General features: G+C 68.8%; 15 protein-coding genes. 7 read left to right on the plus strand and 8 right to left on the minus strand.

Annotation, left to right across the window (positions count from 1 at the left end; translation table 11 throughout):
• Positions 1 to 41 precede the first annotated feature (41 nt).
• The 3 genes from B141_RS0109920 to B141_RS0109930 are packed head-to-tail and all read left to right on the plus strand — an operon-like array spanning position 42 to position 1,703.
• On the plus strand, positions 42 to 986 hold the full coding sequence (locus B141_RS0109920; RefSeq protein ID WP_026257068.1) for an RNA polymerase sigma-70 factor: 945 nt from the start codon (positions 42 to 44) through the stop codon (positions 984 to 986).
• 48 nt (positions 987 to 1,034) lie between these two features.
• The gene (locus tag B141_RS0109925) at positions 1,035 to 1,322 is read left to right on the plus strand and encodes a hypothetical protein (protein WP_020575006.1); all 288 of its coding nucleotides are present in this window, start codon (positions 1,035 to 1,037) and stop codon (positions 1,320 to 1,322) included.
• A complete protein-coding gene (locus B141_RS0109930; RefSeq protein WP_020575007.1) occupies positions 1,323 to 1,703 on the plus strand; it encodes a PIN domain-containing protein in 381 nt (126 codons plus the stop codon).
• Between the two features lie 48 nt (positions 1,704 to 1,751).
• On the opposite strand, the gene B141_RS39900 is transcribed toward B141_RS0109930, so the two are convergent.
• Both B141_RS39900 and B141_RS49115 read right to left on the minus strand, forming a co-directional pair.
• The gene (locus B141_RS39900; protein WP_020575008.1) at positions 1,752 to 3,020 is read right to left on the minus strand and encodes an alpha-amylase family glycosyl hydrolase; all 1,269 of its coding nucleotides are present in this window, start codon (positions 3,018 to 3,020) and stop codon (positions 1,752 to 1,754) included.
• Between the two features lie 64 nt (positions 3,021 to 3,084).
• On the minus strand, positions 3,085 to 3,261 hold the full coding sequence (locus B141_RS49115; RefSeq protein WP_020575009.1) for a twin-arginine translocation signal domain-containing protein: 177 nt from the start codon (positions 3,259 to 3,261) through the stop codon (positions 3,085 to 3,087).
• 141 nt (positions 3,262 to 3,402) lie between these two features.
• On the opposite strand from B141_RS49115, the gene B141_RS0109940 reads away from it, so the two are divergent.
• Positions 3,403 to 4,560 carry an NAD(P)-binding protein gene (locus B141_RS0109940; RefSeq protein ID WP_202805717.1) on the plus strand — a complete coding sequence of 386 codons (1,158 nt, stop codon included), beginning with the start codon at positions 3,403 to 3,405 and terminating at the stop codon, positions 4,558 to 4,560.
• 105 nt (positions 4,561 to 4,665) lie between these two features.
• Here B141_RS0109940 and B141_RS0109945 read toward each other — a convergent pair whose 3' ends face one another.
• From B141_RS0109945 to B141_RS0109965, 5 genes are all read right to left on the minus strand, one after another.
• Positions 4,666 to 5,319 (minus strand): response regulator, encoded by a 654-nt coding sequence (locus B141_RS0109945; RefSeq protein WP_020575011.1) that lies wholly within the window; start codon positions 5,317 to 5,319, stop codon positions 4,666 to 4,668.
• Positions 5,320 to 6,597, minus strand: coding sequence for a sensor histidine kinase (locus B141_RS0109950; RefSeq protein WP_020575012.1), 1,278 nt, complete (start codon positions 6,595 to 6,597; stop codon positions 5,320 to 5,322).
• Positions 6,598 to 6,617: 20 nt separating this feature from the next.
• Positions 6,618 to 7,352 carry an ABC transporter permease gene (locus tag B141_RS0109955; protein WP_020575013.1) on the minus strand — a complete coding sequence of 245 codons (735 nt, stop codon included), beginning with the start codon at positions 7,350 to 7,352 and terminating at the stop codon, positions 6,618 to 6,620.
• 26 nt (positions 7,353 to 7,378) lie between these two features.
• On the minus strand, positions 7,379 to 8,281 hold the full coding sequence (locus B141_RS0109960; RefSeq protein ID WP_020575014.1) for an ABC transporter ATP-binding protein: 903 nt from the start codon (positions 8,279 to 8,281) through the stop codon (positions 7,379 to 7,381).
• Positions 8,282 to 8,474: 193 nt separating this feature from the next.
• A complete protein-coding gene (locus B141_RS0109965) occupies positions 8,475 to 9,377 on the minus strand; it encodes an NmrA/HSCARG family protein (RefSeq protein WP_020575015.1) in 903 nt (300 codons plus the stop codon).
• A gap of 100 nt (positions 9,378 to 9,477) precedes the next feature.
• Between B141_RS0109965 and B141_RS0109970 the strand changes: the two genes are divergently transcribed.
• From B141_RS0109970 to B141_RS0109980, 3 genes are all read left to right on the plus strand, one after another.
• Positions 9,478 to 10,089, plus strand: coding sequence for a TetR/AcrR family transcriptional regulator (locus tag B141_RS0109970; RefSeq protein WP_020575016.1), 612 nt, complete (start codon positions 9,478 to 9,480; stop codon positions 10,087 to 10,089).
• A 128-nt stretch (positions 10,090 to 10,217) separates the two neighbouring features.
• Positions 10,218 to 11,657 (plus strand): MocR-like pyridoxine biosynthesis transcription factor PdxR, encoded by a 1,440-nt coding sequence (gene pdxR, locus B141_RS0109975; protein ID WP_202805718.1) that lies wholly within the window; start codon positions 10,218 to 10,220, stop codon positions 11,655 to 11,657.
• A gap of 32 nt (positions 11,658 to 11,689) precedes the next feature.
• Positions 11,690 to 12,130: a MarR family winged helix-turn-helix transcriptional regulator gene (locus tag B141_RS0109980; RefSeq protein ID WP_020575018.1), complete on the plus strand. Its 441-nt coding sequence runs from the start codon at positions 11,690 to 11,692 to the stop codon at positions 12,128 to 12,130.
• Positions 12,131 to 12,149: 19 nt separating this feature from the next.
• Here the strand turns inward: B141_RS0109980 and B141_RS0109985 are convergent, their stop codons facing one another.
• Positions 12,150 to 13,460, minus strand: coding sequence for an amidase (locus tag B141_RS0109985; RefSeq protein ID WP_020575019.1), 1,311 nt, complete (start codon positions 13,458 to 13,460; stop codon positions 12,150 to 12,152).
• Between the last annotated feature and the right edge of the window lie 105 nt (positions 13,461 to 13,565).

The raw sequence follows: 13,565 nt of genomic DNA on the forward strand, positions 1-13,565 counted from the left end.
GTCGTACGTCCGGCGGGATGAGGCATGAAGGGCTGAGCTGGATGGCCGAGGGATTCGGTGAGAGCGAAGGCGTCGCGGTCGAGGACGCGACCACGGCGTTCAACGCCCAACGGGAGCTGCTGTTCGGGGTCGCCTACCGCATTCTCGGCAGCGCGGCGGACGCCGAGGACATCGTCCAGGACGCCTGGTTGCGCTGGCGTCAGGTTGATCACGCCGGAGTCCTCGACGCTCGCGCGTTCCTCGTCCAGATCACCACCAGGCTCGCCATCGATCGGCTCCGTAGTGCCCACCATCGGCGCGAGACCTACGTCGGCCCGTGGCTGCCCGAGCCGATCCTCACCAGTCCTGACATCGCTGATGACGTCGCTTTGGCCGACACCGTGTCGTTCGCGATGCTGGTGGTGCTCGAGACGCTCTCTCCACTCGAGCGTGCCGTCTTCGTGTTGCGGGAGGCGTTCGGTTTCTCCCACGCCGAGATCGGCGGGATGCTCGACCGGAGCGAAGAAGCCGTACGCCAGTTGGCCCGCCGGGCGCGCCAGCACGTGCAGGCCCGCCGGCCGAGGTACGACACCGACCCGACGACCCAGCGGGCTGTGACGCAGCGGTTCCTGGCGGCGAGCACCACCGGGGAGCTCGACGACCTGATGCGCCTCCTCGCACCTGACGTCGTACTCCACAGCGACGGCGGTGGCGTGGCGAAGGCACCGGTCCGTCTCATCGAGGGCGCCGACAAGGTCGGGCGTTTCCTCGCCGCGATCGGCCAGCAGCCGCCACCCGAACCCCGCGGCTATCTGGTCACGGCCAACGGCCAGCTCGCGTTGTACATCACGTCCCGCGGCGAGCCGTTCACCCTGATCTCACTCGATGTCGCGGACGGCCTGATCACCAGGGTCCACCTGCTCGCCAATCCCGAGAAGCTGACCGCGCTCCGTGACGCCGAGAACGTCGGTATTCCCCTCGACTTCGGAGGGTCACCGGAGCGGTAGCCCCAGCATTGGTAGGAACGCGTTCCTACCACGCGCCATGGTGGCGCCATGAGTGCACGGAAGCTGTCGATCTCAGTGCCTCCCGAGGTCGAGGAGACGATCAAGGCAGCTGCGGCGGAAGAGGGCAAGCCGGTTTCCGCGTGGCTGGCCGAGGCCGCCGTCGAGAAGGCCCACCTCGCCGCCTTGCACGCGGCGGGTCGTGCTGCTGCCCGGGAATTGGTCGCGGAATACGAGAGCGAGCACGGCAGGCTGCCAGAGGAGTCCCGGCGACGTGCCCGCGAGTTCCTTTTGGAGACCGGACTGCTCGACGACGAGCCGTGGCGGACGGCCCGGTAAGTGCGCACGATCGTCTACGACACCGGCGCCGTACTAGCCGCCGGACGGCGCAAACCCGACTTCCTCGCCCTGCACGATGAGCTGACCGCCGCCCGCATCCGCCCGATCGTTCCGGTAGTGGTCCTCGCCCAAGCCTGGCGCGGTTGCCCTCAGCACCAAATCTCCCGCGTCCTCAAGGGATGCGATATTCGCCCCGACGACGAACGCATCGGGCGCGCCGCCGGCGTCGCCTGCGGTGCGGCCGGGACTGCCGACGTGGTGGATGCGATCGTCGTCGCCATCGCCGTCCAGTACCAAGCCTCGGTTGTCACCAGCGATCCGGATGATCTGAACCACCTCGCCGACTCGATCGGCGTCGAACTCCGCCTCTTCACCGTTTGATCACCGTCCGAAAACGCAGTCCAGACTTCCGTGACCTCAACCCACCGGCTAGTGAACCAGGATCGCGCCGTAGTGCCCTTGCACGGTGACCGTGACCTCGCCGTTCGCCACGGTGTACGACGCTCCCGTCACGGCGTCGGTCATCGTGCTCCCGTCAGGCACCGACAGCTGGTAGACGGGGATCCGGTACGGATGGCTGGTGGAGTCGTTGTTGAGCAGCACCGCGATCCGGTTGCGCGCGTCCATCCGGCCGAAGGCGTACATCTTCGTGGCGTCGTCCACGCCGAGGGTGAGGAACGACCCGGTGCGTAGCGCCGGATAGGCCTTGCGAATCGCGATCAGTTTCTTGACCAAAGCGACCGAACTGTTGGCGGTGGTCGCCTGCGACCAGTCGAAGGTACGCCGGTTGTCGGGGTCCGCACCGCCCTGCATGGCGTACTCGTCGCCGTAGTAGATCGTCGGAACGCCAACGTACGTTAGCTGGAAGAAGTGCGCGAGATAGGTCTTCCAGATATCGCCGCCGGCGCGGGTCCCAAACCTCGTGATGTCGTGGTTGGACAGGTGGTTGCTCATCGCCTGCAGCGCGGGCGTCGGGTAATTGGCCCGGGTCCCGCGCAGCCAGGCGTCAAACCGCGACGTGCTTATCGAGGCGGGGTTGTTGCCGTAGTCACGGCCCGTGATCCATTCCGACACCGGTTGGGTAAAGCCGTCGAAGTTGGTCACGGAATCCCACTGGCCACCGGAGGTCCAGGAATTGGCGTTGCCCCAGTATTCCCCGAAGACCAACGCGTACGGGTTGGCACCCTTCACGGCGGCCCGGAACTCCGACCAGATCTGGTGATTGGTCGCGTTGCTGCCGTTCCCGCCACCCGCGTCGGCGTACTGCGCCGCGTCCAGCCGCCAGCCGTCAATGCCGTATTGACGGAGCCACTTCTGCGCGACCGACCCGGTCGAGCCGTACATCGCCTGGCGTACGGCGGAACCAGCGGAGCCGAAGTCGAACTTCGGCATGCTCGGCGTGGTATTGAAGAAACTCGAGTAGGAGTTCGGCCAACTCTGGAACGTGTACCAGCTGTACGTCGGGCTCGCCTGCGACTCGTACGCACCGGTCACGCTCGGCCAGACGTTCCCGCGGTCGAACCACTTCGCCCAGCTACCACTGTGGTTGAAGACACCGTCGAGCACGATTCGCCCGGCCGGCCCGTTGGACGAGCTGTGGATATCAGAGACCAGGCTGGAGAACGCCGCATTCCCGCCGGTGTTCTTGAGATAGCCGAGGTTCTGGCGAACTCCCTGGAGATCCCCACCAAAGAACACACTGCTGTTGACCGCCGGCGAGTCGGCGAAAACGCTCTGCCCCCAGGACTTCTTCTGGGTGGGGTTAACTCGGCTCCGCCGTGGACACGTAGAGCGGTCCCTGGTCGTGGAAGAGGCCGTTCCATTCGACGTTGTTGTCGTTCGCCGCCGCCCAGGCCGGCCCCGGCCCGGACACCACGCCGAGCGCGGCGCAGGCGAGCACCGTCACCATCGCGAGCACCGATCGCCGGGACGCCTTCATCGCGCTGCCCCCTCGCGTCGTTCACGCCACACCCGGTCGGCACGTCACTGTCGGGATGTCACGGCCGCGCGGCCCGTCTCGTCTCCGGAGTGTAGGGATCAGAGTCATCGAGTCCAGGGCAGAAGGTGCAGTATGCGCAAAGTGACAGTTATCGGGGGCGGCCTTGGTGGTCTCGTGGCCGCGATCGCCTCCGCCGAGGCCGGAGCACAGGTGGAACTCTTCGAGTCCCACCGCACCTTGGGGGGTCGGGCACGGTCGACCGAGGCGCCGTACATCGCGAACGACGGACCGCACGTCTTCTACAGCGACGGCCCGCACTGGTCCTGGCTGGTCAGCCGGGGCCTCGTGACGCCGGCCGCGAAGGTCCCGCTCCTTGACGGGCTCCGGCTGAGGTTCCGTCACCAGGGCCGGTTGCGGGCCACACCGCCGGCGTCGCTGCTGCGACCGCTCGGCAGTCGGCGCCTGCGGGCGCCGGTGGACCAGACCTTCACCAGTTGGGCGGCCGCGCGGTTCGGGGAGGAGAGCGCTCGTGCCATGGCCCACATGATGGGGGTCGTGGCGTTCGACGCGGACCCGGGCCGGCTGTCGGCGGCGTTCGTGTGGCAACGCTTCCTCCGGGTCACCCGCCCAGCCTATCCGGCGGCGAGGTACGTCGTGGGTGGCTGGCAGGGGGCGGTCGACCGGCTGGCCGCGCGGGCTCGGGAACTCGGCGTCCAGATCACGACGGACGCCCGGGTCGATACGCTGCCGGCCAGCAACCCGGTGATCGTCGCGACCTCCCTCGACGCCGCCCGGCGCCTGCTCGATGACGACTCGCTGCGCTGGGAGAGCGGGCGGACCGCGATGCTCGATGTGGGCGTACGACGTCAGCGGGGAGACACCTTCTTGGTGTTCGACCTCGACGAGGCGGGCTTCCTGGAGCGGTACTCCGGGCCCGACCCGTCCGTCGCGCCGGCCGGTGAGTCGCTGATCCAGGCGCAGATGCCGCTAGGTCCGGGCGAGTCCAAGGCGGCCGGGATCGAACGGCTCGGCCGGATGCTCGACCTGGCGTTGCCTGGCTGGCGGGAGCGGACCACCTGGCAGCGGAGTGCGGTCGCGGCCGGGCGTACCGGTGCGCTCGACCTGCCGGGTACGACGTGGCGGGACCGGCCGGCGATCGATCGTGGGGACGGGGTTTACCTTGTCGGCGACCAGGTCGCGGCGCCCGGGCTCCTCAGTGAGGTCACCATCGCGAGCGCCCGGCACGCCGCCCATCTCGCCGCCGGCGCACCCGTGCTCAACCTGCTGGCCGCTGCATGAGAGACGCGCGGTCGACCCTCAATGATCACGTATACGTGGTCATTGCCTGCCTCACACGGTGTCGGTGCCATGTGAAGCAGGTACGCGCCACGTATACGTGGTCATTCAGGGTCGGCCGCGCGGCGTGAGGAGGCCGCGCTCGAACGCCGTCGCCACAGCCGCCGCCCGGTCGTTGACCCCCAGCTTGGCGTAGATGTGCAGCACGTGCGTCTTGACCGTCGCCTCGCTGATGAACAGCCGCGCGGCGGCCTCGCGGTTGGTGGAGCCCTGCGAGATCAGGGTGAGGACCTCAAGCTCGCGCTGGCTCAGGGGTTCCTTCGCCGGCTGGCGTACCTGTCCGAGCAGCCGGGTCGCCACCGCCGGCGACAACACCGACTCACCACGGGCCGCCGCGGTCACCGCACGGAACAGTTCCTCGCGCGGCGCGTCCTTGAGGAGATAGCCCGTCGCGCCGGCCTCGATCGCCGCCAGCACGTCGGTGTCGGTGTCGTACGTCGTCAGCACCAGAACGCGAGCCGGCACCTTACGCTCGGCCAGCTGCCGGATCGCGGTGACACCGTCCACCCCGGGCATCCGCAGGTCCATCAACACCACGTCCGGTAGCAGGACCAGGGCCCGACTGACCGCCTCAGCACCGTCGGCCGCCTCGCCGAGCACCTCGAACCTCGGGTCGCCGGCGAACATCCCCCGCAACCCGTCTCGGACCACCGGGTGATCGTCGACGATGAGCAGGCCGATCGGTGTCGTGGGAGCGCTCATTCAGCCCACACCTCCGGCCGCGATGGCGGGCAGGCTCGCCGAGATCGCGGTGCCGCCGCCCGGCTCCGACTCGATCTCGAGCCGCCCGGCAAGGCGGTGCACCCGCTGCCGCATGGCGATCAGGCCGAAGCCACCGTCGCGATCGGGCGCCGCGGGTTGGCGTTCGGGATCGAAGCCCACACCGTCGTCGCGTACGTCCAGCGTCACCACGTCCTCCATGTAAGACAGCGTCAGACCAACCCGGGAGGCGTTGGCATGCTTGGCGACGTTGGCCAGGCCTTCCTGAGCGGTGCGGAGCAGGGCCACCTCGACCTCGGGGTGAAGTGGGCGAGGGTTCCCGGTCGTGGTGACCTGGGCGGCCACGCCGTTGACCTCCGCCCAGCGTTCGACGACCTCGGCCAGGGCGTCCGGCAGGTGGCCAGCATCCAGCGCCTCCGGTCGTAGTGCGTGGACCGAACGCCGCGCCTCCGACAGGCTTTCCCGGGCGAGCCGCATGGCCGCGTCGAGGTGACGTTGACGTTCGGATGGATCGTCACCCGCCTGCCCGGATGCCTCGAGTTGGGTGATGATGCCGGTCAACCCCTGCGCGAGGGTGTCGTGGATCTCCTGCGCCATCCGCTGGCGTTCGTCGTGGATGCCGGCCTCTCGGGCCTGCGCCACGAGCTGCGCGTGGAGGCCGGCGTTCTCCCGCATCATCGCCGTGAGCCGGGAGTTGGCCTCAGCGAGTTCCTCGATCGTCTTCTTCCGCTTCTCGCCCTGCTCGCTGGCGACCAGCGCGAAGAAGCCCATCGTGCTGGCCAGCAGGACGTTGACCGCGACGAGAGCGAGGTAGGTGCCCAGCCAGGCCGCGGTGGGCTCGAAGATGCTGCCCGTCTGTGAGAAGGCCGTGATCGTCCCGGTCCCCGCGATCCCCGCGTAGCTCCAACGTCCCGGGAGGAAGACCGTCGCGTGGATGTAACCGACCCACGCGAAGATGCCGAACCACGGCGCCATGGCGACCAGAACGCCCGCACAGACCAGGAGCCCGGCGAGATAAATACCCGCAAGACGTGGGCGTTCGACCCGAACCGGCCGAAGCGTGACGAAGAAGAAGATCCAACCGATCGTCACGGCGGAGACGCAGAGTACGCCCACGAGGTAAGCCGTCGAGGGGATGGGCTGGAACACCGTCACGATCACCGAGAGGGCGAGCAGGACGTAGGGGAGGGCGCGATAGACCGGCATCTCACGCCGCTCCCAGGCGTCCAGCCGGCTGACCGACTGCTGCTTCTGAAGCACGCTGCCCTTCCTCCTACGACTTACTCCCAGCGGAACAGCCTCGCCGCGACGACGCTGGCCGCCACCGCGATCGCCGCCATTATCACCAGCTGCAGGGGTTCGGGGCCGGTGCCGGTCCAGGCATCCTGCAGGGCCTGGACTCCCGGCGGCACGTAGTCGCCGATCCGGACCAGGAACTCCGGAAGCAGGAACCTCGGCAAATAGACGCCGCCGAAGAACATCGACACGAAGAAGATTGGCAACGCGACCGCCGCGGAGGAACGGGCGGTCGGTGCGACGGCCGCCGCGACCAGGCCGAGCGCGAACAGCGATGCCCCGCCCGCGATGAAGACCGCCACGAAACCCAGCGGGTGCTGGGGAAGCGGGATGTCGAACACCAGTCGCCCGATCAGGACCAACAGGACCACCGCCACGATCGCGGCGACGCCGTTGATCAGGAGTTGGGCGATGAGCAGGTTCGCCGGATTCACGGGCGTGGTCGAGAGCCGGCGGAGGATGCCCTTCTCGCGGTACGTCGCGAGCCGGACGGGCATCGTGTTGACGCCCAGGGTCGCGAGCGTGATCACCACCAGCGACGGAACGAAGAAGTCGACGAATCTCTGTCCGCCGAACGTCTCGTCAGGCGTACGGAGGGCGGGAATGGCCCCGAGGATCACCAGGATCAGGCTCGGTAGGGCCACCGCGAAGAACGCGTTCGCCACGTCCCGCAGGAACAGTCTCGACTCGACAACGGTCACCTTGACCAGCGCGGCCATGGTTCTTCTCCTTGTGGTCAGAGTGATCAGTCGTGCAGGGCACGGCCGGTGAGCTGGACAAAGGCGTCGTCAAGGTTGGCTTGCTCGACCCTGAGTTCGTGGGCGACGACCTGGTGCTGGGCAAGGACGGAGGTGACCGCGGCCAGCGCGTTTCCGGTCCCTGTCACCACCAGCCGGGCGCCCGCGCGGGTCACTCCGGTCACCTCGGGCAGGTCGAGAAGCAGTTTGTCGTCCACCGGGGCCGCCGGCCGGAAGGTGATCCGCTGCTCGTCGTTGACCCGGGCGACCAGGCCGGCAGGGCTGTCGATCGCCACGACCTGACCCGCGTCGATGACGGCGATCCGGTCACACAGGCGTTCGGCCTCTTCCATGAAGTGGGTGACGAGCAGGATCGTGACGCCCCTGGCGCGGATCTGCTCCACCAGGTCCCAGGTGTCCCGGCGCGCCTGTGGATCGAGACCGGTGGTGAGTTCGTCGAGGATCGCGACCTCGGGGTTGCCGACCAGCGCGAGCGCGACCGACAGCCGTTGCTTCTGGCCACCGGACAGTTTCTTGTAAGCGGTGTCGCGCTTCTCCGCGAGCCCAAGCTCGTCGATCAGGTGGTTCCAGTCCGCCGGCGAGCGGTAGAACGAGCTGTAGAGATCCAGCGCCTCCCAGACCTTCAACCGCTCTGGGAGTTCGCTCTCCTGCAGCTGGATGCCCAGCCGCTGCCGTAGCTCAGCCTGCCGCGGATCAAGCCCCAACACGCGGACCTTGCCGCCGTCTGGGTGCCGCAGCCCCCCGATGCATTCCACTGTGGTCGTCTTGCCGGCGCCGTTGGGGCCGAGGATCCCGAAGATCTCTCCTTGCTCCACGGTGAACGACACGTCGTCCACCGCCACCTTGTCGCCGTAGCGCTTGTGCAGGTTGGTGACCTCGATGACCGGCATGGCCGCCTGCTCTCCTTGCTCCCGCCTTCTTGACGGAACCAAGCTTCATGCCGAAGCGGGTCCGGGCGGATCGCCCGAGCGGCCAGCGCTGTGCTTCGTTGCGGCGGATTTCTCGCATCCGCCGTACGACGGTGACGGCATCCACCGAATGGTGGATGCCGTATGCCGTCACACCCGCGCTGATTCAGCTGGCTCAGGCGGCGAGGAGCTCCTTGATCCTCGCCGCGCCGGTCCTTTCCAGCCACGTCTCGAAGTCCATCAGGCTGGGATACTCCTCGCGCAGGGCGGGGACGTCCACCCAGCTTTCCTCCTTGGCGTTGAGCGCCTCATAACCTCGGGCGGCTTCTTCGCTGGTCTGCCGGAGCACGTCGATCGGGATCTGGACGTACGGAACGCTCCGGCCGGTCGCCCGACTGATCGCGTCGGCGATCTGCGGGCCAGTGAGCTCGTCCCCGGCGATGTCGATGGCCCGTCCGCGATAACGGTCAGGATCGGCGAACGCGAACGCGGCGAACGCACCGATGTCGTCCACCGCGATGAGCTCCTGGCGCACGCCCGGCCTGAGCGCGGTCATGAGTTGTCCATCACGGAGGCCGAACAGCGGGTGGACGTAGTTCTCCATGAAGGAGACCGGGCGCAGGATCGTGGCCGGCAGGTCGAGGGACCGGATGTGCTGCTCGATCTCCCATTTGTTCTCCAGGTTGCGAAGCCCGGAGATGCGTCGATCGGCACCGATCGCCGACGTGTAGACGAGATGGTGGACGCCGGCGGCCTTGGCCACGTCCGCGACGTTCCGGCCCCAGCTGATCTCCTCCTCCCAGCCGAAGTCGGGTGACTGCCCCGGGCGCATGGGCGGGGACTGGACGCTGAAGACGCCGTATGCACCGCGCAGGGCGACCTCGAGCGACGCCGGGTCGCTCAGGTCGCCGGTCACGAGATGGGCGCCGGCCGCCTTGAGTGCCTTTGCCGCCGAGCTGGACGGCGTACGGGTGAGGGCCCGCACTTGCCAGCCGTCCGCCAGCAGACGGCGAGCGGTCGCACCGCCCTGCTGCCCGGTCGCACCTGTGACGAGGATGATCTTGTCTGAATGGCTCACGCCTGCCTCCACAACTAGAATCGGAACGCACAGCCCGGTTAGACCATACGGAACGCGCGCCCCGTTTTGCAATGCGGCGTCGAAGGAAGGCATCCGCCTGATGGCCAAGCAACCCGCGTCGCCGAGCGCAGACGCGCCAGGAAAGACCCCCTCGATGCGCGCCGATGCCCGCCGCAATCGGGCCCGGGTCCTCGCGGCAGCCCAGGAGGCGTTCGCGGCCGAGGGCCTGTCGGTGCCGCTCGACGAGATCGCCCGGCGGGCCGGAGTCGGCGCCGGCACCGTCTACCGCCACTTCCCCACCAAAGAGGCGTTGTTCGAGGCCGTGATCGCGGAGCGGATGGCGAAGCTCGTGGACGACGCGCAGACCCGGGCCGGCGGAGAAGACCCGGGCGCGGCATTCTTCGAGTTCTTCGCCGAGACCGTCGAACGCGCGATGCTCAACAAGGACCTCTGCGAGGCACTCGAGGCCGGGGGCGGACCCAAACTCAAGGAGCCCCCCGCAGGCACCCATCAGGCGTTCACGGACGGGCTCGGTGAACTCCTCGCTCGCGCCCAAGGAGCGGGCGCGGTCCGCGACGACGTGGATGTCGTGGACGTCCGAGCCCTGCTCGTGGGTTGCGTCTCGATGGAGCGGCAGGTGCGCGACGTACGCCCGCACGGCCACATGGTCGCCCTCGCCTGCGACAGCCTCCGCCCGCGCCGCGCGGAATGATCACGTTTACGTGGTCATTGCCTGCCTCGCACGGTGTCGGTGCCATGTGAAGCATGGAATGACCACGTAAACGTGATCATTCCATGGCCCCATCGCGGCGCATTGGCCTGGGCATACCATTCGGTGTCGTGCCCGCACCCCAGTCCAAGCTGGCCTGTGACGTTCTTCTCGACCTCGACACTGCCGGTCCCGGTCCGCTGCACGAGCGCCTGACGCGTGCCCTCCGTACCGCGATCCGGGACGGCGTACTCGCGCCAGACAGCGCACTCCCACCCAGCCGAGCACTGGCCGCGGACCTCGGCTGCTCGCGCTGGGTCGTCACCCAGGCGTACGAGCAGCTGATCGCCGAGGGATACCTCGCCGGCAGGACGGGATCAGCTACCAGGATCCGGCGGCTGGACCCGCAGGACCGGCCCGCTGACGTCCCCGAAGGTCGCCGGCAGGTTCGACCAGAGTTGCCGACACCCCGCTACGACCTCGCACCCGGTCTGCCCGACCTGCGGGAGTTCCCGCGCCGTCGATGGGCTGACGCGATCCAGTCCCAACTCACGACCCTGCCCCATACCGAGCTCGGTTACCCCGAACGCAGCGGGGCGCCTCGGCTACGAGAGGTACTCGCCGCCTACCTCCGGCGAGTCCGGGGTGCTGACGCGCAACCGGCCGACGTCACCGTCACCTCGAGCGTGACCTCGGGTGTCACGGCGTTGTGCCGCGTCCTACGCGCCAGGGGAATCAACCGCATCGCCGTCGAGGACCCGGGCTGGACACGCCTGCGCCAGGCGGTCGCCGACCTCGGCGTCGAACTCGTCGGCATCCCCGTTGACGCCGATGGTCTCGTGGTCGACGCGCTCGTACGCCAACCCGACGTACGCGCCGTACTCCTGACGCCCGCCCACCAGTTCCCGACCGGGGCGGTTCTCGCTCCCGAACGCCGGGCGGCCCTCCTCGCCTGGGTCCGCGGTGTCGACGGCGTGATCCTCGAGGACGACTATGACGCGGAGTTCAGATACGACCGGCGGCCGGTCGGAACGCTTCAAGGCGTCGAGCCGCGGCATGTCGCGCTGTTCGGATCGCTGTCGAAGACGCTGTCGCCAGCTCTGGGGATCGGTTGGATGGTCACCCCACGTGCCTGGACCAGCATGCTCCGCGACGACACGAAGGCTCTTCCAAGCCCACCGCTCCTCGACCAGTTGGCGTTCACGCAGTTTCTCGAATCGGGCGGTTACGACCGCCACCTTCGCGCGTCCCGACAACGCTATCGGCGCCGCCGGGACGCGCTGGTCGGCGCGATTGGTACGCAGCTACCGGACAGCACGCTTTCCGGTGCCGCCGCGGGACTGCACCTGGTGCTCCAGCTCGATCCGGCCACACCGGCCGACGCGGTGGTCACGGGCGCGGCGGCCGCTGGGGTGAAGGTGGCCGACCTCGACACCTACCGGCTCAGTCCCGACCCGTCCGCGCCCGCGCTCGTCCTCGGCTACGGCAACCTGCCGGACGGCGCGGTCCACCCGGCCGTCAGTCGTCTGGCCGAGGCGGTCCGCTCCGCGCGATCATCGGTCATGAGCTGAGCACCAGCCGGTCGGTGGAGGAGGATGGCACAGTGAGCGAGCCCAAGGCGAGTCGGCCCAGAGACGAGTTCCCGACTGTCTTCTGGGCGACGAAGCGCGCCATGGCCGAAGCCGCCGACGTCGCCTACCGCCGACACGGCGTTCGCGACGGGCAGCAGTTCCTGCTCATGTGCCTGTGGCAGGACGACGGCCTGGCACCCGGCGAACTCGCACGGCGCCTCGGTCTCGCCACCCCGACCGTCACCCGGGCCGCCATCCGGATGGAAGCCGCCGGCCTCGTCACCCGCGAACCCGACCCGCATGACCGCCGGCTGGTGCGGATCCGCCTCACGAAACGCGGCCGGGAACTCGAGACCATCCTCGACGAGGAGATGCGTACCCTCTCCGACCGGGCACTCGCCACCCTCAGCGAATCCCAGCGCCGCGAGCTCATCGAGGCGCTCGAGCAGATCCGCCGCAACCTCAGCCGCTGAAGCGACTACCCCGCCGGCGTCACCTCGACCGCGCCAGCGCCCGCATCAGCAGGTGCGCGCGACCGAGGAGGAGCTCGTCAGCACCCGGTCGACCGACGCACTGCAGACCGAGTGGGAGCCCGCCTGTGGCGCGCCCCACCGGCACGGTGATGACCGGGAACCTGGCCTGCGTCCACGGCAGGTTCATCACCGGGCTGCCGGTAGATCCGAGCCCCTCCGGCGCCGGACCCGTCGCGGCCGGCGCGATCCACAGGTCGACGTTGTGCGTGTCCATCAGGTCGACGATCTGGGCGGCGAACTCCTCGCGTTCGGCGAGCGCCCGCTCGTAGGCCGCGCGCGGCACCTGCTGACCCTCGCGGATCGCCGCCGCGGTTGTCTCGTGGTAGCGCTCGGAGTGCGTGGGGAAAAGGTGGACGTGGGAGTGCGCGAGCTCCGCCAGATTGATGACGGCGTTGCGCTGGTTGACCTCGTGGATCGTGCACAGCATCTCCACCCGGCGGATCGGGAACCCCGCGGCGCCCAGCCGGGCGACCTGGTCCTCGAACGCCTTCAGCGCCTCGGGCTCAGCCTGCTCGAGGTAAGGGCCGGCGGGGACGCCGAGCACGGGCATCCGCTCGATTCGGACGCCGACCCGCCACGCCGTACACGCCGCGCTGGAGGCGGCAGTCAGCAACTCGAGGTCCCTGCAGAGGAATCCCACCGTGTCGAATGTCGGCGCGTTCGAGATCAGCCCGCCTGAGGGAATCCGCCGGTAGCCGGGCTTGAAGCCGACCACGCCGCAGTACGCCGCCGGCCGGATCACCGAGCCCACCGTCTGCGTCCCCAGCGCCAGCGGCACCATCCCGGCAGCCACGGCGGCCGCCGAGCCGCTGCTCGACCCGCCCGGCGTGTGGTCACGATCGTGGGGGTTGCGGGTGGGCCCCGGTGCGGTGAACGCGAACTCCGCGGTGACGGTCTTGCCCGCGACGACCGCACCGGCCGCACGGAGCCGGGTCACCACGGACGCCTCCGGGCCAGCGAGCGTCTCCGGCGCCAGCCGCGAGCCTGCCCGGGTGGGAAGCCCGTCGACGTGCAGGACGTCCTTGACCCCGATGGGTACACCGAACAACGGAAGGCGGTCCTCCACGTCGGGCCATCGCCGTACGAGCTCCCGCAACTCCGCATGGAGACGCTCACGACGCTCAGGCTCCGCGACGAACGCCTCGAGCTCGGCGTCGACGGTCTCGATCCGTGCGCAGATCGCGGCGGCGTACTCGCGTGGATTGAGCTCACCCCGCCGGAACGCGACAGCGTCATCGGCGGTGGGCTCGGGAACGAACGTTTCGGACATATCACCCACAGTTGCACATCGGCCCGACCAAAAAGGGAGCGGGTGCGGGAAGCGGGGCGGCTAGGATACCCAGCCGACCGCACACGGGTGGGGAGACGAGATCTC

Source organism: Actinopolymorpha alba DSM 45243 (genome assembly GCF_000373925.1).
In the GTDB taxonomy this organism is placed as follows: Bacteria; Actinomycetota; Actinomycetes; order Propionibacteriales; family Actinopolymorphaceae; genus Actinopolymorpha; species Actinopolymorpha alba.

Coding starts and splice junctions, on each gene's coding strand:
- B141_RS0109920 (WP_026257068.1), top strand. CDS start 42: ATGGCCGAGGGATTCGGTGAGAGCGAAGGCGTCGCGGTCGAGGACGCG.
- B141_RS0109925 (WP_020575006.1), top strand. CDS start 1,035: ATGAGTGCACGGAAGCTGTCGATCTCAGTGCCTCCCGAGGTCGAGGAG.
- B141_RS49115 (WP_020575009.1), bottom strand. CDS start 3,261: ATGAAGGCGTCCCGGCGATCGGTGCTCGCGATGGTGACGGTGCTCGCC.
- B141_RS0109945 (WP_020575011.1), bottom strand. CDS start 5,319: ATGAGCGCTCCCACGACACCGATCGGCCTGCTCATCGTCGACGATCAC.
- B141_RS0109955 (WP_020575013.1), bottom strand. CDS start 7,352: ATGGCCGCGCTGGTCAAGGTGACCGTTGTCGAGTCGAGACTGTTCCTG.
- B141_RS0109960 (WP_020575014.1), bottom strand. CDS start 8,281: ATGCCGGTCATCGAGGTCACCAACCTGCACAAGCGCTACGGCGACAAG.
- B141_RS0109970 (WP_020575016.1), top strand. CDS start 9,478: ATGGCCAAGCAACCCGCGTCGCCGAGCGCAGACGCGCCAGGAAAGACC.
- B141_RS0109985 (WP_020575019.1), bottom strand. CDS start 13,460: ATGTCCGAAACGTTCGTTCCCGAGCCCACCGCCGATGACGCTGTCGCG.